This window comes from Pseudoxanthomonas fibrivorans, assembly GCF_041464125.1.
Lineage (GTDB): Bacteria > Pseudomonadota > Gammaproteobacteria > Xanthomonadales > Xanthomonadaceae > Pseudoxanthomonas.
Window position 1 is genome coordinate 202,301 of record NZ_JBGNUG010000001.1, and the last position, 17,672, is coordinate 219,972.

General features: G+C 71.0%; 22 protein-coding genes. 7 read left to right on the forward strand and 15 right to left on the reverse strand.

Going from position 1 to position 17,672, the window contains the following annotated elements:
* Positions 1 to 67: 67 nt before the first annotated feature.
* Genes ACA089_RS00950 through ACA089_RS00960 form a run of 3 tightly spaced genes read right to left on the reverse strand, consistent with a single transcriptional unit; the run spans position 68 to position 4,470 of the window.
* Positions 68 to 2,083: a M2 family metallopeptidase gene (locus ACA089_RS00950; RefSeq protein ID WP_372012561.1), complete on the reverse strand. Its 2,016-nt coding sequence runs from the start codon at positions 2,081 to 2,083 to the stop codon at positions 68 to 70.
* 33 nt (positions 2,084 to 2,116) lie between these two features.
* Entirely contained in the window at positions 2,117 to 3,829 is a 1,713-nt protein-coding gene (locus ACA089_RS00955) for a phosphoethanolamine transferase (RefSeq protein ID WP_372012563.1), read from the reverse strand.
* The gene (locus ACA089_RS00960) at positions 3,826 to 4,470 is read right to left on the reverse strand and encodes a phosphatase PAP2 family protein (RefSeq protein ID WP_372012564.1); all 645 of its coding nucleotides are present in this window, start codon (positions 4,468 to 4,470) and stop codon (positions 3,826 to 3,828) included. Before ACA089_RS00960 ends, ACA089_RS00955 begins: the two co-directional genes overlap by 4 nt.
* Positions 4,471 to 4,767: 297 nt before the next feature.
* Here ACA089_RS00960 and ACA089_RS00965 point away from each other — a divergent pair, with 297 nt between their 5' ends.
* The gene (locus ACA089_RS00965) at positions 4,768 to 5,466 is read left to right on the forward strand and encodes a response regulator transcription factor (RefSeq protein WP_372012566.1); all 699 of its coding nucleotides are present in this window, start codon (positions 4,768 to 4,770) and stop codon (positions 5,464 to 5,466) included.
* The gene (locus ACA089_RS00970) at positions 5,459 to 6,757 is read left to right on the forward strand and encodes a sensor histidine kinase (protein WP_372012568.1); all 1,299 of its coding nucleotides are present in this window, start codon (positions 5,459 to 5,461) and stop codon (positions 6,755 to 6,757) included. The genes ACA089_RS00965 and ACA089_RS00970 overlap by 8 nt, the downstream gene beginning before the upstream one ends.
* 88 nt (positions 6,758 to 6,845) lie before the next feature.
* Here ACA089_RS00970 and ACA089_RS00975 read toward each other — a convergent pair whose 3' ends face one another.
* From ACA089_RS00975 to ACA089_RS00995, 5 genes are all read right to left on the reverse strand, one after another.
* Positions 6,846 to 7,322 (reverse strand): hypothetical protein, encoded by a 477-nt coding sequence (locus tag ACA089_RS00975; RefSeq protein ID WP_372012570.1) that lies wholly within the window; start codon positions 7,320 to 7,322, stop codon positions 6,846 to 6,848.
* Between the two features lie 87 nt (positions 7,323 to 7,409).
* Positions 7,410 to 7,664, reverse strand: coding sequence for a cell division topological specificity factor MinE (minE, locus tag ACA089_RS00980; RefSeq protein ID WP_372012571.1), 255 nt, complete (start codon positions 7,662 to 7,664; stop codon positions 7,410 to 7,412).
* 2 nt (positions 7,665 to 7,666) lie between these two features.
* On the reverse strand, positions 7,667 to 8,476 hold the full coding sequence (minD, locus tag ACA089_RS00985) for a septum site-determining protein MinD (protein WP_372012573.1): 810 nt from the start codon (positions 8,474 to 8,476) through the stop codon (positions 7,667 to 7,669).
* Positions 8,477 to 8,542: 66 nt separating this feature from the next.
* Positions 8,543 to 9,307 (reverse strand): septum site-determining protein MinC, encoded by a 765-nt coding sequence (minC, locus tag ACA089_RS00990; protein WP_372017581.1) that lies wholly within the window; start codon positions 9,305 to 9,307, stop codon positions 8,543 to 8,545.
* A gap of 7 nt (positions 9,308 to 9,314) precedes the next feature.
* The gene (locus ACA089_RS00995; protein WP_372012574.1) at positions 9,315 to 9,911 is read right to left on the reverse strand and encodes a GNAT family N-acetyltransferase; all 597 of its coding nucleotides are present in this window, start codon (positions 9,909 to 9,911) and stop codon (positions 9,315 to 9,317) included.
* 147 nt (positions 9,912 to 10,058) lie between these two features.
* Between ACA089_RS00995 and ACA089_RS01000 the strand changes: the two genes are divergently transcribed.
* The 5 genes from ACA089_RS01000 (at position 10,059) to ACA089_RS01020 (ending at position 14,435) form a co-directional block, all read left to right on the forward strand.
* Complete coding sequence (locus ACA089_RS01000; protein ID WP_372012576.1) at positions 10,059 to 11,255, forward strand: sensor histidine kinase; 1,197 nt, start codon at positions 10,059 to 10,061, stop codon at positions 11,253 to 11,255.
* Entirely contained in the window at positions 11,252 to 11,893 is a 642-nt protein-coding gene (locus ACA089_RS01005; RefSeq protein WP_372012578.1) for a response regulator, read from the forward strand. Before ACA089_RS01000 ends, ACA089_RS01005 begins: the two co-directional genes overlap by 4 nt.
* A 244-nt stretch (positions 11,894 to 12,137) precedes the next feature.
* On the forward strand, positions 12,138 to 13,298 hold the full coding sequence (locus ACA089_RS01010) for a polyketide cyclase (RefSeq protein WP_372012580.1): 1,161 nt from the start codon (positions 12,138 to 12,140) through the stop codon (positions 13,296 to 13,298).
* Between the two features lie 97 nt (positions 13,299 to 13,395).
* On the forward strand, positions 13,396 to 13,758 hold the full coding sequence (locus ACA089_RS01015) for a DUF423 domain-containing protein (RefSeq protein ID WP_372012581.1): 363 nt from the start codon (positions 13,396 to 13,398) through the stop codon (positions 13,756 to 13,758).
* 2 nt (positions 13,759 to 13,760) lie between these two features.
* A complete protein-coding gene (locus ACA089_RS01020) occupies positions 13,761 to 14,435 on the forward strand; it encodes a DNA-3-methyladenine glycosylase family protein (RefSeq protein WP_372012583.1) in 675 nt (224 codons plus the stop codon).
* 51 nt (positions 14,436 to 14,486) lie between these two features.
* Here ACA089_RS01020 and ACA089_RS01025 read toward each other — a convergent pair whose 3' ends face one another.
* The 7 genes from ACA089_RS01025 to ACA089_RS01055 all read right to left on the reverse strand — a co-directional run bounded on the left by ACA089_RS01025 (position 14,487) and on the right by ACA089_RS01055 (position 17,610).
* Positions 14,487 to 15,290, reverse strand: coding sequence for a M15 family metallopeptidase (locus ACA089_RS01025; RefSeq protein WP_372012584.1), 804 nt, complete (start codon positions 15,288 to 15,290; stop codon positions 14,487 to 14,489).
* Positions 15,291 to 15,299: 9 nt separating this feature from the next.
* Positions 15,300 to 15,896, reverse strand: coding sequence for a hypothetical protein (locus ACA089_RS01030; protein WP_372012585.1), 597 nt, complete (start codon positions 15,894 to 15,896; stop codon positions 15,300 to 15,302).
* A 63-nt stretch (positions 15,897 to 15,959) separates the two neighbouring features.
* Positions 15,960 to 16,082, reverse strand: a complete 123-nt coding sequence (locus ACA089_RS01035) for a hypothetical protein (protein ID WP_372012586.1) — start codon at positions 16,080 to 16,082, stop codon at positions 15,960 to 15,962.
* Between the two features lie 10 nt (positions 16,083 to 16,092).
* Positions 16,093 to 16,272, reverse strand: a complete 180-nt coding sequence (locus ACA089_RS01040) for a DUF4177 domain-containing protein (RefSeq protein WP_372012588.1) — start codon at positions 16,270 to 16,272, stop codon at positions 16,093 to 16,095.
* Complete coding sequence (locus ACA089_RS01045) at positions 16,269 to 16,448, reverse strand: type II toxin-antitoxin system antitoxin (RefSeq protein WP_372012590.1); 180 nt, start codon at positions 16,446 to 16,448, stop codon at positions 16,269 to 16,271. Before ACA089_RS01045 ends, ACA089_RS01040 begins: the two co-directional genes overlap by 4 nt.
* A gap of 2 nt (positions 16,449 to 16,450) precedes the next feature.
* Positions 16,451 to 16,726, reverse strand: a complete 276-nt coding sequence (locus ACA089_RS01050; RefSeq protein ID WP_372012591.1) for a hypothetical protein — start codon at positions 16,724 to 16,726, stop codon at positions 16,451 to 16,453.
* 8 nt (positions 16,727 to 16,734) lie between these two features.
* Positions 16,735 to 17,610: an SPFH domain-containing protein gene (locus ACA089_RS01055; RefSeq protein WP_372012593.1), complete on the reverse strand. Its 876-nt coding sequence runs from the start codon at positions 17,608 to 17,610 to the stop codon at positions 16,735 to 16,737.
* Positions 17,611 to 17,672: the final 62 nt, after the last annotated feature.

The following is a 17,672-nucleotide window of genomic DNA, read 5'->3' on the forward strand; positions in this document are numbered from 1 at the left end:
CCGGCCGCGCCCCTGATGCGACGAGGCCGGCGTGCGCCGGCCTCGTCTTCCTTCATCGAGGCCGGACTCAGCCGCGAGTGGCCGGCGCCTGCGGCGCGGCCGGGGCCTGGGGCGCCGCAGGTGCGGCCGCCGACGTGCCTTGCCAGCCGCACTGCTTGCCCTGGTTCTGCTGCTTGAGCCATTCCTGCAGCGGGGCGAAGTATTCCAGCACCGCGCCGCCGTCGATCTGCTCGCTGCCGGTCAGTTCCTTGAGCGTGGCCTGCCAGGGCTGGCTGGCGCCGCGGGCCAGCATCGCCTGGAACTTGCGGCCCGCTTCCGGGTTGCCGTAGAAGCTGCATTCGTACAGCGGCCCGGTGTGGCCCGCGGCCTCGCACAGCGACTTGTAGAACTGGAACTGCAGCACGTGCGAGAGGAAGTAGCGCGTGTACGGGGTGTTGCCCGGGACGTGGTACTTGGCACCCGGGTCGAAGAACTCCTCGCCGCGCGCGCCGACCGGGGCCACGCCCTGGTATTTCGCCTTCAGGTCCCACCACGCCTGGTTGTAGTGGTCCGGGGTGATGGAGCCGTCGAACACGCCCCAGCGCCAGCGGTCGATCATCAGGCCGAACGGCAGGAACGCGACCTTGGCCAGGGCCATCCGCATCTGGTTGTTGATCACCGCCTCGTGGCTTTCCTGCGGCGCGTCCACCAGCCCGATCGAATTGAGGTACTTCGGGGTCATCGCCAGCACGATGGTGTCGCCGATGGCCTCGTGGAAGCCGTCGTTGGCGCCGTTCTGGAACAGCGGCGGCTGCACGTTGTAGGCCAGGTCGTAATAGATGTGGCCCAGCTCGTGGTAGATGGTGGTGAAGTCTTCCTCGTTCGGCTTGATGCACATCTTGGTGCGCACGTCGCCGGCCATGTCCAGGTCCCAGGCGCTGGCGTGGCAGACCACGTCGCGGTCCAGCGGCTTGATGAACTGGGTCTTGGCCCAGTAGCTCTCCGGGAGCTTGGGCATGCCCAGCGAGACGTAGAAATCCTGCGCCCGCTCGGTCATCTGCCGGGCGACCTGCAGCTGCGCCTCGCGCTCGGCCTCGAAGCGCGCCTTCGCATCGGCGCCCGCGCCGCGCTTGGCCAGCGCCGCGGCGAGGTCCTGCTGGTACTGCTTCTCCAGCGCGGCGGTGATGTCCAGGCTGCCCGCGCCCGGGTAAGGCTGGAGGATGTCCCACAGGTTGCCCCAGTCCTGCTGCCACATGTTGCCGGTCAGGTGGGCGGGAATCGTGCCGCCGGCGGCCTGGCCCTTCTCCACGCCGTAGGTCTGCTGCAGGCGGTCGCGGGTGAAGCAGTGCAGCTGTTCGTACAGCGGGCGGACCTGGTCCCACAGGCGGTCGGTTTCGGCGGCGAACTGCTCGGCCGGCATGTCGTACCCGGCCCGCCACATCGCGCCCGCGTCGGCGTAGCCCTGTTCCTTCGCGCCCTCGTTGACCAGCTCCACGAAGCGCACGTAATCGTTGCGGCTGTCCGTGGCGGTGGAGTGCCAGCCCTGCCAGGCGTCGAGCTGTGCGTCGTAGTCGCGGCTGGAGCGCAGCACGTCCTCCAGTTCGCCGAGCTGGCGGCACGTCTTCGCCTCGCCCTCGCCGGTGCAGTAGCTGCCCGCGCCGTACGCGCCTTCCATCTTGGTGGCGATGGCGGTGAGCTCGGCCAGCTTGGCCGGGTCCCGCGGCGCCGGCATCGGGCTCATCAGCTTGAGCAGGGCCAGGGTGCGCTTGCTGTCCTCCGACATCGGCTGGCCCTCGAACTTCTTCGCCTCCTCGATCCAGGCGTTGAGCTGGGTCAGGGCGCGCTCGTTGGCCTTGGCCGCCACGCGCTGGCTGTCCTCGCTGATGTAGGTCTGCGACAGCCATTGCGCCGAGGTGATCTCGGGCAGGGCGGCCTTGTACTCGGCGTTGATGCGGGCGACGAACTGGTCGGCCGTTTCACCCGGCTTGGCCGCGGAGGCCGCGGCGGTGGCGTCGCCTTCCGGCGAGGCTTCCTTCTTGCAGGCGGACAGGGAAAGCACGCTCGCGGCGATGGCGAGCGGGAGCAGCAGGTGGCGGTGCTTCACTGGGTTCCCCGGTGGGATTGCGGTGTCGGCAGGCTAGTGGCTCGCGCCCAGCGCCGCAAGACGGCTCGCGCCGGCGCTCCGGTCCGGGCGCCGCCCGCTCGGCGCGCAGCCGGCGAACAGGTCGCGCCGCGGGTCGTAGAGCGCGGTGCGGACCTGCATCAGGCCCAGCACCGAGGAGAACAGCAGGTCCTGGTCGGCGGGCCGGGCGGCGCGTTCGCGCAGGCAGGCCAGGTCGAGCCCGCGGTCGGCGGCGAAGCCGGCCGAGAACCACATGGCCATCGGCACCCGGGTCTGTTGCTCGGGCGCGATCGCCCATGGCACGCCATGCAGGTACAGGCCCTTCTCGCCGAGCGATTCGCCGTGGTCGGACAGGTACACCATGGCGGTGTCGTAATCGTCCATGCGCCCGAGCGTGTCGATCGTCCGGGCCAGGACGTGGTCGGCGTACAGCACCGCGTTGTCGTAGCTGTTGACGACCTGCTGGCGACTGCAGCCGCCCAGGTCGGGGGTGTCGCAGGTCGGCGTGTAGCGGCGGAAGGAGGCGGGATAGCGCTCGAAGTAGCTGGGGCCGTGGTTGCCCAGCGGATGCAGCACCACGACCTGGTCCCCCGGCCGTGCCCGCACGCGCTCGGGCAGGCGCTCGAGCAGGATTTCGTCCAGGCAGCGGCCGTTCGCGCACAGGGCCGGATCGGTGGCATCGCCGAGGCGGTCGACGGCCAGGCCCTCGCACACGCCCTTGCAGCCGGACTGGTTGTCCCGCCACAGGGTGGCGATGCCGGCGTGCTCGAGCACGTGCAGCAGCGACTGGTGGCTGCGGATGCGCGCTTCGTCGTAGTCGTGGCGACCCCACGGCGAGAACATGCAGGGCAGGGACACTTCCGTCGCGGTGCCGCAGGCATGCATGTCGGGGAAGTTGACCACGCCGATCCGCTCCAGCTCCGGCGTGGTCTGGCGGACGTAGCCGTTCAGTCCCCAGTTCGCGGCACGGACGGTCTCGCCCACCACGATCACCAGCAGGCGCGGCCGGCTGCCGGGCGCCCGCGGCAGCTTGCGCGCATCCTGGCCGATCGCCAGCTTGGGTGCATGCCGCACCGGATTGTCGCCGCGCAGCGCCCGCGGCAGGCCGACAAGGATGTTGGCGGGGGTGGCGAGGTAGCGCACTTCACGGTGGCCGCGCAGCAGCGAGGAGACGTCCTGGGAGGCGAGCAGCGCGCCGCCGCCAGCCATGGCCAGGGCGCCCAGCAGGAAGGCGCCCCGGCGCAGCAGCGCGCGGGCCGCTCCGTGGCGTACGAGCCTGACCCGCCATGTCGCGAGCACCGGCACGATCGCCGCGGCCAGCGGCCACAGCAGCGACGGCGTCACCAGTTCGCCCGACTCCTTGTGGTCGGTGGCCAGCACGTTGCGCAGCATGTCGGCGTCGAGGTAGAGGTGGTAGCGCCCCATGTAGTGCGCCGCGGCCAGCGAAAGCGGCAGCAGCATGGTCAGCAGGACACGCACGTTCCAGCGCCAGGCCAGCAGGCCCAGCAGCAGCGCGTGGACGCCCGCAAGCAGCAGGAAGAGCGAGGCCGCCAGCCGCAGGCTGCCGGGATGCACCGCCAGCGCGCTGCGCCAGAACAGGCCGTTGCAGGCGACAGTGAAGAACAGCGACGCGCATGCGACCAGCGCTTCGGTCGACAGTCCGGGGCGCCAGTGCCGCCAGGCGCCTAGCGCGGGCAGCGGGTGCCGGCGCAGGATCCAGGTGCTCATGCCCGTCGCGCCCCCGCGGACCTGGCCGGCTTGCGTGCCGCGAACAGGCCGAACAGTCCGAGCGATACCAGCCAGCACACGGCCAGCGCGGCGATGTCGTGCGAAAGGAAGTGGGCGCCGCGCAGCTGCTGTCCCAGGCCGAACAGCACGCCGGCGCCGATGCCGAGGCCCAGCCCGCGCCAGCGCAGGCGCGGCCGCCACATCCGCGCGGCGAAGTAGAGCGCTACCCAGGCATAGCCGGCGCTGGCGTGGCCGGCCGGGTAGCACCTGCCGGGAGGCACGCCGGCCGGCGGCGGGGCGAACGGCGCGGCCTGCGCCCGGTGGCCACCGTAGCGGGCCAGGTCCCAGGGGCAGTCGACGTGCGTCACCGACTTCAACACCGACACGGTAGTGCTGCCCAGGGCCGTGGCCAGCAGCAGGTAGAGCAGCGGCCGGCGCAGGGCCTGCCGTCCGCGGCCGCGCAGCGAGCGCAGGTACAGGCCCAGCACCGCCACGCCCGCCAGCACGCTGGCCCACTTGCCGCCGCGGTGGATGAGGCCGGCGGTCGCCCAGTGGTCACGCAACGCCCAGCGGTCGCCCTCGAGGTGGAAGAAGGCGTCCGCCAGCCAGCGATCGCCGCCGTGCACGAGCCATGCACTCACGAGCGCGGCCGCCGCCAGCGGCCATGCGAGATGGTCGAGAAGGAAGCGCGTGGACCGCGCCGCAACGGGAGGGCCAAGGCGGAACGGCACGGACAACAGGGGGCTCATGGGAGCGGCGACGGGGATGGCGGGGCCATGCTGTCGATGCCGCTGTCGGAGCGCGGTCGGAGTCGCGTTGCCCCGCGGTTAACGGCCGGGCCGGCGTTCAGCCCGCGCGTTCGCGGACGACCGGGATTCCGACCGGATTCCGACGGCACGGGGCTTAAGATGGTCCATCGCCAAGCGGGGCATCCGGCCATGCGGTTGCTGGTCATCGAGGACAACCGTCAGCTGGTCGCCAACCTGTTCGACTATTTCGAAGCGCGCGGCCACGTGGTCGATGCCGCGCCCGACGGCGTGACCGGCCTGCACCTGGCCACCAGCCAGGCCTATGACGCGCTGGTGGTGGACTGGATGCTGCCGCGCATGGACGGTCCCGAGCTGTTGCGGCGGCTGCGCGAACAGCACCATTCCGAGACGCCGGCGATCATGCTCACCGCGCGCGACGAGCTGCCCGACAAGATCGCCGGCTTCCGCGCCGGCGCCGACGACTACCTGACCAAGCCGTTCGCCCTGCCCGAACTGGAGGTCCGCCTGGAGGCGCTGCTGCTGCGCGCCCGCGGCCGCCAGCAGAAGAAAGTGCTCGAAGTCGAGGGCCTGGTGCTGGACCTGGCCACCTTGGAGGCGCGCCGCGACGGCCGCCTGCTGCACCTGTACCCGGCCTGCCGCAAGGTGCTCGAGGCGCTGATGCGCGCCAGTCCGGCGGCGGTCAGCCGCGGCGAGCTGGAGTTCGCGTTGTGGGGCGACCAGCCGCCCGAGGGCGACCTGCTGCGCTCGCACGTGTACGAGCTGCGCCGCGTCGTCGACGGACCCTTCGAGCGCAAGCTGATCCATACCCTGCCTCGGGTCGGCTACCGGCTGGCGGCGATGCCCGCGGAGGAGGTCGCCGATGGCTGAGCGTGCGCGCCGGCCGGCATCGCTGCGCCGTCGCCTGGTCCTGTGGCTGCTGGCGTTCGCCGGGCTGGTCTCGCTGCTGGTGTTCGCCACCGGCATCCACGTGCACGAGCACGCCGAGCATGCCGCCTGGCGCTCGCTGCTGAACTCCGAACTGGCCGCGCTCGAGCGGCACAGCGCGCGCGATCCGTCCTACCGCTGGCAGGATTCGGACACCTTGCGCCTGTACCGCCTGGACGCCGGCGACGCGGTGCCCGCCGTCCTCGGCGGGTTGCACGACGGCCTGCACGACGACATCCGGATCGACGGCCGGCTGAGCGTGGCCATGGTCCGCAGCAGCGCGACGCTCGGGCGGCTGGCGCTGGTGCTGGACATCGAGGATTTCCACGAGATGGAATCCTTCGCCGAGCGCTCGGCGCTGCTGGGCGGGCTGGTCCTGATCGTGGTGACCGGACTGGCCGCGTGGCTCGGCGTCGGGCGCCTGGTCCGGCCGCTGGCGACGCTGGCGGGCGACATCGGCCGGCTGCGGCCGGGCGCGCCGGCGCAGCGCATCGAAGTGGCGCCCGGCGGCAGCTCGGAGCTGTACGTGATCGCCGACGCGCTCAACGACTACCTGGAGCGGAACGCGCAGTTCGTCGAGCGCGAGCGGGTGTTCATCACGACGGCCAGCCACGAGCTGCGCACGCCGATGGCGGTGATCGGCGGCGCGACCGAGCTGGTGCTGGAGCATCCGGACCTGCCGGCGCGTGTGCGCCCGCAGATGCAGCGCGTGCTGCGCACCGCGCAGGGCGTGGAACAGCTTATCCAGCTGCTGCTGGTGCTGGCGCGCGATCCGGCGCGCCTGGCCGCGCTCTCCGAGCCGATCGAGCTGGACCGCGTCATCCGCCACGTCCTCGACGACCACGCCCACCTGCTCGGCGACAAGCAGCTGCACATCGAGTACGGCGAACTCGCGCCGTGCACGATCATCGCGCCGCCGGGCGTGGTCCAGGCCACGATCGGCAACCTGCTGCGCAACGCGGTCGAGAGCAGCGACAGCGGCGTGGTGCGCGTGTCGCTGTCGGCCGACGCGGTGGCGACGATCGACGATCCGGGCCACGGCATGGCGCCGGAGGAGATCAGCGCGATCCATGCGCGCCTGGCGCGCGGTTCCGGCGGCGAATACGCGGACGGGATCGGCCTGGAGCTGGTCGCGCGGCTGTGCGAACACCTGGGCTGGCGGCTGGCCTTCACCTCGCGCCAGCCGCAGGGCACGCGCGCGGTCCTGGACCTGGGGGCGTCGCTGGGGCGCTGAGCGGGCAGCGGGGATCGCGCTTCGCGGCCCGGAACGGGCGATGCCCAGGCCCAAGAGGGCCCCCGGGGCGCCGCCTTCGAGGGGGGGGTCAGGCCGGCAGCAGGCCGCGTTCGAGCAGCCAGTGCCGCGCATCGTCGGCGTCGTGTTCGAACCAGGCCCTGGTCGACCCCAGCCGGTAGGTGTAGCCCCAGGCGTCCATGTCGGCCATCAGCCGGGCGCCGCCGACCCCGGGCAGGGCGTCGGCCAGCACGATCTGCAGGTAGCAGGTGGCGTCCTCTTCGGCGACCGAGTCGGTGGCGTCGGTGTGCACCGAGGCGCGGCGCTCCGCCGGCAGCACGATCAGGTGGCAGGCCTCGTGCAGCATCGAATGCACCGGCGTGTCACCGCGCGCGTAGACCGTGCTGCCGATGATGCCGGCCTCGGGTTCGCCCCAGTAGCTGCCGGGGATCGGTGCACCGTCGGCAACCGCCTCCAGCGCCAGGCCATGGCGCGCCAGCAACGCGGAGGCATCGGCCAGCGCGATGTCGCGCAGGCAGAGGATCTCGGAAGGGGGCGTGGGATCCATCGTGGTCCGGTGGCGGTGGCCTGCCGCAGCGGCCACCGCGCGTATTCCCGCGGAAGGATCGGGCCGGGGCCGGGCCCCGGCCCGCGATCAGCTGTTGCCTTCCGGCAGCGCGACCGAGATGTCGAGCACGTCGTGGTCGCCATCCTTGATCACGTCGACCTTGACCGCATCGACGTCGACGTTGACGTATTTCTTGATCACCTCGAGCAGTTCGCGGCGCAGCAGCGGCAGGTAGTCGGGCGCGCCGCGGCTGCTGCGCTCCTGCGCGATGATGATCTGCAGCCGGTTCTTGGCCGTGGCCGCGGTGTCCTTCTTCGCCTTCAGGAAATCGAACAGGCCCATGCTCAACCTCCGAACAGCTTGCTGAAGAAGCCTTTCTTTTCCAGCGTGGTGAAGCGCATCGGCCGCTCCTCGCCGAGCAGGCGGGCGACCGCATCGTCGTAGGCCTGGCCTGCCTCCGACTCCCCTTCGAGGATCACCGGTTCGCCCTTGTTGGACGCGTTGAGCACGTCGGTCGATTCGGGGATCACGCCCAGTGCCTTCAGGCCCAGCACCTCCTCCACGTCGGTGATGCTGAGCATCTCGCCGCTGGCCACGCGGCCCGGGCTGTAGCGGGTCAGCAGCAGGTGGGCGGGCAGCGGCTCGCCGGCCTCGGCGTGGCGGGTCTTGGAATCGAGCAGGCCGATGATGCGGTCGGAGTCGCGCACCGAGGACACTTCCGGGTTGACCACCACCACCGCCTTGTCGGCGTAGTACATGGCCAGGAACGCGCCCTTCTCGATGCCGGCCGGCGAGTCGCACACGATGTAGTCGAAGCCGTCGGCGGCCAGGTCCTTGAGCACCTTCTCCACGCCTTCCTTGGTCAGCGCGTCCTTGTCGCGGGTCTGCGAGGCGGCCAGCACGTAGAGGTTGTCGAAGCGCTTGTCCTTGATCAGCGCCTGCTTGAGCGTGGCCTCGCCGTGGACGACGTTGACGAAGTCGTACACCACGCGCCGCTCGCAGCCCATGATCAGGTCCAGGTTGCGCAGGCCGACGTCGAAGTCGATCACCGCGACCTTGTGCCCGCGCTTGGCCAGGCCGATGGCGATGCTGGCGCTGGAAGTGGTCTTGCCGACGCCGCCCTTGCCGGACGTGACTACGATGATTTCAGCCAATGGATGTCTCCTGGGTACTGCAAGCGGTGGGTACGCGCGCCTGGCGGGGCAGCCGGCGCGCCGGGGTCAGTCGAGCGCGGCCAGCTTGAGCTGGTCGTTTTCCAGCCAGACCTGCACGGGCTTGCCGCGCAGTTTTTCGGGGATGTCGTCGAGCACCTTGTAGTGGCCGGCGATGGCCACCAGTTCGGCGTGGAAGTCGCGGCAGAAAATGCGCGCGTCGGTGTTGCCCTGGGCGCCGGCGAGCGCGCGGCCGCGCAGGGTGCCGTAGATGTGGATCGAACCGTCGGAGATCACCTCGGCGCCGGCGCCGACCGTGGACAGGACGGTCAGGTCGCAGCCTTCGGCATACAGCTGCTGGCCCGAACGCACCGGGGTCTTCTGCATCCGCCCCGGCGCGCGCGGCGTTTCCGCCGGGGCGGGCCTGGCGGCGCGGGACGCGGCGGGCGCCGGGGCCGGATCGCGCGGCGGCGGTGGCGCGGCCTGCGCCTCGGCGTGTTCGTACTGGGCCCGGAACTTGGCCAGTACCGGCAGGCCGAGCGCCTCGGCCAGCGCGTCGTTGTCGCGGGTGCCGTAGGCCAGCGCCACCGGCAGCACGCCGGCCTCGCGCAGCCCGTCGATCAGGGCACGGGCGGTGGCTTCGTCCGGGGTGCGGGCCAGGCCGCCGAAATCGACGATCACCGCCGCACGGCCGAACAGCTTGGGCGCGCGCTGGACCCGTTCGCGCATCTCGCGCACCAGCTGGTCCACGTCGAGGGTGCGGATGCGCAGGTTGGCGATGCCGACCTGGCCGATCTTCAGTTCGCCCGCCTGTTCGTAGTCGTTCGCCGCCAACGCCACGTCAGGTACCCGTCGCACGGCTGTCGCGCGGCTGGCGCTGGCGGGGGCGGCCGACCCAGGGCAGGTCCGGCAGGGCGTCGCCGTAGGTCTCGCGGACCCAGGGGTAGCTGCACAGCGACTTGGTCATCATGCTGGCGCGCACCTCCACGTCCGGCATCACGTTCTGGCCGGCTTCATGGAAGCCGAAGCTGCCGTGGAACAGCAGCGCCGGGTCGGCGCCGTGGTCGAGGAAGACCTCGCAGCACAGCTGGGGGTAGCGCAGCTCGGCGTAGCTCTGCACGTCGGCGTAGAACGCCCGGCCGACGCCGCCGCCGCGGCGGCGGCTGGCGACCACGATCCGGTCGATGTAGAAGAAGTCCGGGTAGCGCGCCTTGAACCAGGCGAAGTTGCTGCTGTCGTGCTCGCTGCCGCTGCCGAAGCCGACCAGGAAGCCCGCCAGGTTGCCGTCGCGCTCGGCGACGCGGAAATACTCGGCGTTCCCGTAGAAGCCGTGCAGCTTGGCCGAGTCCAGCGGCAGGATCGCCGAGCCGGCGTTGTTGTTGAGCGCCAGGACCGAATCCAGCTCGTGTTCGCGCACGTCGCGGATGACGATGGACATGGGGTGAAGCCGACTCCGTGAGGGCGTTGATGCTGTCGCAGGGGCCGCTGGCGCGGCCGCCCGGGATTATCGCACGGGGGGCAGGGCGGGGGGAGGCCATGACTTCCGTCCACGGCGGTACGGCGCGGGGCCCCGTAAGATGCGGCCATGTTCGGTCGCCTCAGCCACACCCGCCTGCTGCGCTACGCCGGCCTGTTCACCTGGGCGATGGTCGGCGTGCCGCTGGTCTATTCCCAGTACGTGCCCGCGTACGGCAGCGAGGACCTCGCGGCCCAGGGCGACCGTACCGTCTGGCTGTTCGCCTGCTACCTCGGGTTCGGCGCCTGCTACTGGTGGCTGACCCGGGGCCTGGGCCACGCGGCCGGTACCTGGGTGGACCGGCTGTTGCTGCTGGTGCTCACCGTGCTCGCGCTGGCGGTGAGCTACTTCAATGAATCCGGCCTCGGCAGCATCCTGCTGATGGTGGCGGCCGGGGTCATCCCCTGGCTGCTGCCGGCGGCCGCGGGCGTGGTGCTGCTGCTGCTCAGCCAGCTGGCGGTGCTGCCGATCTACTACAACGTGTTCCAGATGCCGCTGTTCGAGGCACTGATGCAGTCGCTGCTGTACGGCGGCTTCTCGATGTTCATCTACGTGACCAGCCTGGTGGCCAAGCAGCAGGCGCAGGCGCGCGACGAACAGCGGCGGCTCAATGCGGAGTTGCGGGCCACCCGCGCGCTGCTGGCCGAAAGCGCCCGGGTCAACGAGCGCACCCGGATCTCGCGCGAACTGCACGACCTGCTCGGCCACCACCTGACCGCGCTCAGCCTGAATCTGGAAGTGGCCAGCCACATGACCGAGGGGCGGGCCCAGGAGCACGTGCGCCAGGCCAACACCCTGGCGCGGCTGCTGCTGACCGACGTGCGCGAGGCGGTGAGCCAGCTGCGCGACGCCAGCGGCGGCATCGACCTGGCCGCCGCGCTGCGCCCGCTGGCCGACCATGTGCCGGCGCTGGACATCTCGCTGGAGGTCGAATCGCCGCTGGCGATCGACGATCCCGAGCGCGCCCACGTGATGCTGCGCTGTACCCAGGAGATCATCACCAACGCCGTGCGCCACGCCGGCGCGCGCCGCCTCCGCATCCGCGTCTGGCGCGAGGCCGGGGCGCTGCTGCTGGAGGCCGACGACGACGGCCAGGGCGCCGACGGCGTGGTCCCCGGCAACGGCCTGCGCGGCATGCGCGAACGGCTCCAGCAGTGCGGCGGTTCGCTCGATATCCAGACCCGGCGCGGCGCCGGTTTCCGGCTGCGCCTGTCCATCCCCGTCTCCACCCCGGCCCTGCCGGCCATCGAAGGAGCGCTTCCATGATCCGAGTCTGCCTGGTCGACGACCAGACCCTGGTGCGCCAGGGCATCCGTTCCCTGCTGGCGCTCGACGGCGGCATCGAGGTGGTCGCCGAGGCCGGCGACGGCCGGCAGGCGGTCGAGCTGATCCCCCAGGTCCGGCCGGACGTGGTGCTGATGGACATGCGGATGCCGGCCATGTCCGGGCTGGAGGCGCTGCAGGTCCTGTCGCGCCTGGACCAGCTGCCGCCGACGATCATCCTGACCACCTTCGACGACGACCAGCTGGTCCTGGCCGGGCTCAAGGCCGGGGCCAAGGGGTACCTGCTCAAGGACGTGTCGCTGGAACAGCTGGTGGGGGCCATCCGCACGGTGGCCGAAGGCGGCTCCCTGGTCCAGCCGGCGGTGACCCAGCGCCTGCTCTCGGGACTGGAGCACATGCGCAACGACTTCGTCAGCCTGGACCGCCCCGACCCGTTGACCGACCGCGAGACCGAGATCCTGCGGCTGATGGCCTCGGGCTTCTCCAACAAGGAGATCGCCAACTCGCTCGGCGTGGCCGAGGGCACGATCAAGAACCACGTGTCCAACATATTGAGCAAGCTGGGCGTGCGCGACCGCACCCGCGCCGTGCTGAAGGCCTTCGAGTTGCAGCTGGTGTGACACGCGCGAGCCGCGGCCCGCCCTCCGCCGCGGCTGCCGGCGCGGCCCGTTCAGCCGGCGTCCGGGACTGCCCGGAACTTCACGCCGGGACGCCTGTCCATGGGGGACATCGGGCGGTCCCGGTGTAAGAATTCCGTTTATCTAGCCATCGCCCGTCCCGCCGGCTGCGCGCGGACGGCGAAGCCTGCTACGATTCGCGGCTCGCATTGCCAACTTGCCGTGGATCGGCCCCGGAGACTGCTGAATGACCCGCCTTATCGAGTTCCTGATCGCCTTGGGCATCGTGGCTGTTCTGGCCCTGGTGGTCGGCCTGGTCCTTCCGTCGCACCGACACATTTCGGAGAGCGTCGAGACCAACCGCAAGATGACCATCGCCTATGACACGGTGAACAACCTTCGCCGCTTCAAGGACTGGAACCCGCTGGTGCTCCGCGATCCGAAGATGCAGCTCAACGTCACCGGTGCCGAGTCCGGCGTCGGCTCGCGCCTGGAATACGCCTCGGACGAGGCCCATGTCGGCAAGGGCAGCTGGGAGATCGTCGAGAGCGTCCCGAACGAGAAGGTCGTGATCAAGGTCGAGGACGAGCGCCGCGGCCATGACAAGACCGTGCAGTTCCTGCTCGAGCCGACCGGCAAGAACAACCGCAACGTCAAGATCACCCAGACCTACGACGTCGACTACGGCTGGAACCTGCTGGGCCGCTACGCCGGCCTGTACGTCAGCCGCCACGTCGGCGACGACGTCAAGCTGGGCCTGAGCCGCATGGCCAACATGCTGGCCACCGTGCCGAACTTCGACTACCGCGCCGAGGGCGTGCCGCTGACCGGCCTGAAGATCGTCGACGTGCCGGCGCTGGACCTGCTGGTCGTCAACGCCGGCAACATCGAGCGCAACAACGAGGCGATCAAGCAGTCGATCAAGAACAACCAGGAGTGGATCAAGCGCACCCTGGAAGCCAACCCGGGGCTCGAGGCCGCCGGCCCGGTGCGCATCGTCACCACCGACTTCGGCGCCGAGAAGTACGCGTTCGACGTGGCCGTTCCGGTCCGCCGCAAGGTTCCGGAAGCCCCGCAGGCGCCGCTGGCCGGCGAGGTCAAGGACGAGCCGGTGGACACCGCCGCCGAGAACGTCGCCGTGCAGCAGGCCGCCGAAGGCGAGCCGCTGAAGGTCACCGTGCCGTCGGGCGCCCCGGTCGAGTACATCCGCACCGAGCCGCGTCGTGCCGCCTTCGCCGGCTACACCGGCTACATGGCCGAGCTCGATGCCGCCCGCAACTCGCTGCGTGCCTGGGCGCTGACCCATGGCTACGAAGTCACCGATCGTCCGTACGAGATCTGGAAGGGCGGCGTGGAGAAGTCGTTCACCGCCGAAGGCACCTACGACATCTACTGGGCGATCAAGTAACCGTCGCCCGCGACGGACACGGATCCCCGCGAAAAGCGCCGCGCAAGCGGCGCTTTTTCGTTTAGGCTCGCCGCAGGCACGGAGCGGCGGACGGACGATGCGGCAGGTTGCACGACGGGGAGGCTGGCTGGCGGCGGCGGGTGCGGTGATGGCCGCGCTGGGCATCGGCGCATCGGCGTATGCCGCCCACGGCGTCGCCGACCTCCACGCGCGCGGGAACCTGCAGACCGCCAGCCTCTATGCATTCGCCCACGGCGCGCTGCTGGTCGCACTGGCGCCGGCGCCGCGCGGCCGGATGCGGGGCGTGGCGCTGGCGGGGTTGCTGGCGGGAACGCTGCTGTTCGCCGGCAGCCTGGCGGCCGGGGCGCTGCTGGGCTGGCCGACGCGGCTGGCACCGGCAGGCGGCATGCTGCTGATGGCCAGCTGGCTGCTGCTGGCCATCGATGCGCTGAGGCGCTGACCATGCCGCGCCACGCCCGCGGCTTCGATGTCGCCGCCGCCTACGAACACCTGTCGCGGCGCGACCGCAGGCTCGGGGCGTGGATGAAGCGGCTGGGGCCGCTGCCGGCCGAGCCGCGCTGGCGCAAGACCTTCGACCCGGTCGACGCGCTGGCCCGCGCGATCCTGTTCCAGCAGCTTTCCGGCAAGGCCGCCTCCACGATCGTCGGACGGGTGGAGGCGGCCATCGGCAGCCCCCGCCTGCACCACGACACGCTCGGACGGATCGACGATGCCGCGCTGCGCGCCTGCGGCGTCTCCGGCAACAAGACCCTGGCCCTGCGCGACCTGGCCGCGCGCGAGGCGCGGGGCGAGATCCCCGACCTGCGGCGCATGTCGGCCATGCACCAGGACGAGATCGTCGCCGCGCTGGTGCCGGTGCGCGGCATCGGCCGCTGGACGGTGGAGATGATGCTGATGTTCCGCCTCGGCCGGCCGGACGTGCTGCCGGTCGACGACCTCGGCATCCGCAAGGGTGCGCAGAAGGTCGACCGCCGGGAAGCGATGCCGACGCCGAAGGAGCTGCTGGCCCGGGGCGAGCGGTGGGGTCCGTACCGGACCTACGCCAGCCTGTACCTGTGGCGCATCGCCGATTTCGCCGCCGAGGCCAAGGCGCCGGTCAACCGTTCCCAGGACTGACCGCGTCGGCGGATCCAGGCGTCCGCCCGCAACCGGGCGCGGCCGCCCGGCTCAGCCCCGCCAGCGCCAGTGCCAGGGCTCGTACACGATGCCGTGCCGGTTGCCGCGCGGATAGCTCATCGAGAACCCGTGCCGGGCGGCATGCCGGGCCAGCCAGGCGAAGGCTGCGGTGGCCTCGAACGATTCTTCGGCCGGCGGTTCGCCTGGCGCGCCGATGTCGAGCGCGTCGCCGGCATGGTGCTCGCTGTAGCCCGGGGCGGCGTTGACCTCGAGGATCTGCGCGAGGCCCTGCCCGCGGGCGAGCTTCCGCTCGAAGATGCCGAGCTGGTAGTCGTGGCTGCGGTAGCCGGACACGGCCTCGAGCACGACCCCGTCGGACGCCGCCGCGCGTCGCATCGCCTGCCAGGCGCGGGCCGCGCCGGGGACCAGCCACAGCGGACGCCGATAGCGGTCGAAGCCGGCCAGCAGCAGCCAGTCCGGTTCGGCGACCAGTTCCAGGCCTGTGCGCTGCGCGTAACGCCCGTCGATCCCCAGCATTCCGAGCCGCTCGTGCAAGCCGTGCAGGGCCAGCGGGCGCGGTGCGAGCGCAGGACCGCGGGTCGCGCCGGCATCGAGCAGGTCGAGCGCCGCGTCGATGCCCGGTTCCCGTGCCAGGCGCGGGACCAGCGGCAACACCCCTTCCTGCAGCACGGCGGCCAGGTAGCGGCCGTCACGCTTGCGCCGCAGCACGGCGCCGGCGCGCGAAAGCGCGCGGGCATCCGCGTTGCTGCGGGCGCGCAACAGGCCGCTGGGCCAGACCTCGATCTCGGCGGTGTTCAGCAGGCGGGCGTGCAGCGGAGCGGGGCGGGAGCGCATCGGTCCAGCTTAGCCACGGCTCCGGCCATCCGCCAGATCGCGCAGGCGCGTGAGCAGGGCGGTGGCGTCGACGACGTCGAGCAGCATGTCGCTGCGTCCGTTCCCGGGCAGCCACAGCTTGCGCCGGCCGTCGCCGGTGGCGACGAACGTGCGCCGCCGGTTGCGCAGCAGGAACCATCCGCTGCGGAAGCCGGGGATGGAGAATCCGTTGGTTTTCAGGGTCGGCTGGAGTTCGGTGTGTTCGTCCAGGTCGACGACCCGTGCCTGGTCGAGCTTCATCTCCGCTACCGGCATGCGGTGGCGATAGAAGCTGGAGCGCACGTCCAGCGCGTCGCCCGCCACGGTGAGCGACTGGCGGCGCATGGCCCACGACAGCCCGCCCCACAGCGCGGCACACGCCACAGCCACGCCCGCGATTACCGCGGCGACGGTCAGCGGGGCGCTGCCGCCGAGCAGCGCCATCGAGGAGCCGCCCAGCAAGGATGCTCCCATCGCCACCACGGTGGTGGCCACCGGCAACGCGAACGCCAGCGCGAACAGCCAGAAGCGGGTACGGCTGGCGGGCGGGGTGAGGCGGAGGCCGGCATCCGAGGTGCGTGGCTCCATCACGGAACTCCGTTGGGTGCAGGTGTGCGGGGGCATTCGCGCGTCGCGGGCCTTGGCGCCGGCTCAGCGCAGCGCCAGGGCCAAGCCTGCGAACAGCGCGCACGCCGAGCCGATCGCGAGGGCCCTGGCGACGGTACGGCCGCGGGCGCCGGAACGGCGTTCGAGCAGATGGACGATGTGCAGCATGGCGGCCTCCTCAGGCTTCGCGCTTGAAGACCGCCAGCAGGGCGGCCATCGGCGACGGCGACACGATCTGGACCAGTTCCCAGCCCAGCTGGCCCTGGCGCACGAGCGCTTCCTGCAGCACGTCCTGCTTGAACGAGCCCATCAGGCTCGGTTTGATCTCGACCACCTGGTACTGCCAGCGAGTGCTCATTCTTCCGTCTCCGCTGCGTCGCCGGGCCTGGGCAGCCGGCCTGCCTTGCGCAGTGCGTCGCGCAGCACGTATTCGATCTGCGCGTTGAGGCTGCGCAATTCGTCGTCGGCCCAGCGCTGCGCCGCCGCCAGCACGTCGGCGTTGATCCGCAGCGGATAGGCCTTCTTCTCCGCCATCGCTACCGCTCCCGGCCGCCGCGCCGCAGGTGCAGGACCATCGACACCACCAGCGCATTGACCGCCAGCACCATCGCCACGACCACCGCGGTCCCGGCGGCCCGGTCGCCGCCGGTGAAGTACAGCCCGGTCGCGCCGGCCAGGATGGACAGGGCGATCAGCGCCCAGCGCAGGGCGGTGCCGCGGGCGTGCGCGTCGTCGGCGCGGGCGTACCACGCGGCGATGACCAGCGCGGGCATGCCCGTCAGCGCGATGACCAGTGGCACGAGCGCCTCCATCCGCGGCCTCAGTACAGCGAGCCGGCGTTGAGCACGGGCTGCATGCCGCGCTCGCCGCAGAGCACCACCAGCAGGTTGCTGACCATCTGCGCCTTGCGCTCTTCGTCCAGGGATACGACCTGGTTCTTCTGCAGCTCGGCCAGCGCCATCTCGACCATCCCCACCGCGCCGGCCACGATCCGCGTGCGCGCGGCGATCACCGCGTTGGCCTGCTGCCGCTGCAGCATCACCTGGGCGATTTCCGGGGCGTAGGCGAGGTGGCTGATCCGAGCCTCGATCACCTCCACGCCGGCCGTGCCCAGCCGCTCGGCGATCTGCGCCTGCAGGTGGTCGGAGATCTCCTGGGGATGGCTGCGCAACGCGGTCTGGCCGTCGTCGTGCTGGTCGTACGGGTAGCTGGACGCCATCGCCCGCAGCGCCGACTCGGACTGGATGTGGACGAAGCTCTCGTAGTCGTCGACGTTGAACACCGCCTCCGACGCGTCCACCACCTGCCACACGATCACCGCGGCGATCTCGATCGGGCTGCCGTCCAGGTCGTTGACCTTGAGCTTGCCGCTCTCGAAGTTGCGCACGCGCTGGCTGACCTTGCGCTTGGAATAGAAGGGGTTGTTCCAGCGCAGGCCGGCTTCCTTGACCGTGCCGACGTACTTGCCGAACAGGCTCAGCACCGCGGCCTGGTTGGGCTGGATCGAATACAGGCCGCTGAGCAGCAGCAGGACGGCCACGCCCAGCGCGAACGAGCCGAGCAGGGCAAGCGGCCCGCCGTCGGCTTTGACCGCGACGATGCCGGTGAAGAACAGCCAAGCGGTCGCCACGCTGGCGAGCAGGGCCGCGATGAGGACGGGAATGCCGGGAAGGGAACGGATCGGAAGCTCTTTCATGGCGGGGTCTCCAGGTTCGCCGCCAGTAGATATCAATTTGATATCAGATGTCAAACGGCTGG

Excerpts from the sequence above, each read along its gene's own strand:
- ACA089_RS01040 (WP_372012588.1), bottom strand. The coding sequence starts at position 16,272 with ATGAGCACTCGCTGGCAGTACCAGGTGGTCGAGATCAAACCGAGCCTG.
- ACA089_RS01015 (WP_372012581.1), top strand. The coding sequence starts at position 13,396 with ATGCGGCAGGTTGCACGACGGGGAGGCTGGCTGGCGGCGGCGGGTGCG.
- ACA089_RS01055 (WP_372012593.1), bottom strand. The coding sequence starts at position 17,610 with ATGAAAGAGCTTCCGATCCGTTCCCTTCCCGGCATTCCCGTCCTCATC.
- ACA089_RS01010 (WP_372012580.1), top strand. The coding sequence starts at position 12,138 with ATGACCCGCCTTATCGAGTTCCTGATCGCCTTGGGCATCGTGGCTGTT.
- ACA089_RS01035 (WP_372012586.1), bottom strand. The coding sequence starts at position 16,082 with ATGCTGCACATCGTCCATCTGCTCGAACGCCGTTCCGGCGCCCGCGGC.
- ACA089_RS01020 (WP_372012583.1), top strand. The coding sequence starts at position 13,761 with ATGCCGCGCCACGCCCGCGGCTTCGATGTCGCCGCCGCCTACGAACAC.
- ACA089_RS00965 (WP_372012566.1), top strand. The coding sequence starts at position 4,768 with ATGCGGTTGCTGGTCATCGAGGACAACCGTCAGCTGGTCGCCAACCTG.
- minE (WP_372012571.1), bottom strand. The coding sequence starts at position 7,664 with ATGGGCCTGTTCGATTTCCTGAAGGCGAAGAAGGACACCGCGGCCACG.
- ACA089_RS00970 (WP_372012568.1), top strand. The coding sequence starts at position 5,459 with ATGGCTGAGCGTGCGCGCCGGCCGGCATCGCTGCGCCGTCGCCTGGTC.
- ACA089_RS01000 (WP_372012576.1), top strand. The coding sequence starts at position 10,059 with ATGTTCGGTCGCCTCAGCCACACCCGCCTGCTGCGCTACGCCGGCCTG.
- ACA089_RS01030 (WP_372012585.1), bottom strand. The coding sequence starts at position 15,896 with ATGGAGCCACGCACCTCGGATGCCGGCCTCCGCCTCACCCCGCCCGCC.
- ACA089_RS00955 (WP_372012563.1), bottom strand. The coding sequence starts at position 3,829 with ATGAGCACCTGGATCCTGCGCCGGCACCCGCTGCCCGCGCTAGGCGCC.
- ACA089_RS00975 (WP_372012570.1), bottom strand. The coding sequence starts at position 7,322 with ATGGATCCCACGCCCCCTTCCGAGATCCTCTGCCTGCGCGACATCGCG.
- ACA089_RS01045 (WP_372012590.1), bottom strand. The coding sequence starts at position 16,448 with ATGGCGGAGAAGAAGGCCTATCCGCTGCGGATCAACGCCGACGTGCTG.
- ACA089_RS01050 (WP_372012591.1), bottom strand. The coding sequence starts at position 16,726 with ATGGAGGCGCTCGTGCCACTGGTCATCGCGCTGACGGGCATGCCCGCG.
- ACA089_RS00995 (WP_372012574.1), bottom strand. The coding sequence starts at position 9,911 with ATGTCCATCGTCATCCGCGACGTGCGCGAACACGAGCTGGATTCGGTC.
- ACA089_RS01005 (WP_372012578.1), top strand. The coding sequence starts at position 11,252 with ATGATCCGAGTCTGCCTGGTCGACGACCAGACCCTGGTGCGCCAGGGC.
- ACA089_RS01025 (WP_372012584.1), bottom strand. The coding sequence starts at position 15,290 with ATGCGCTCCCGCCCCGCTCCGCTGCACGCCCGCCTGCTGAACACCGCC.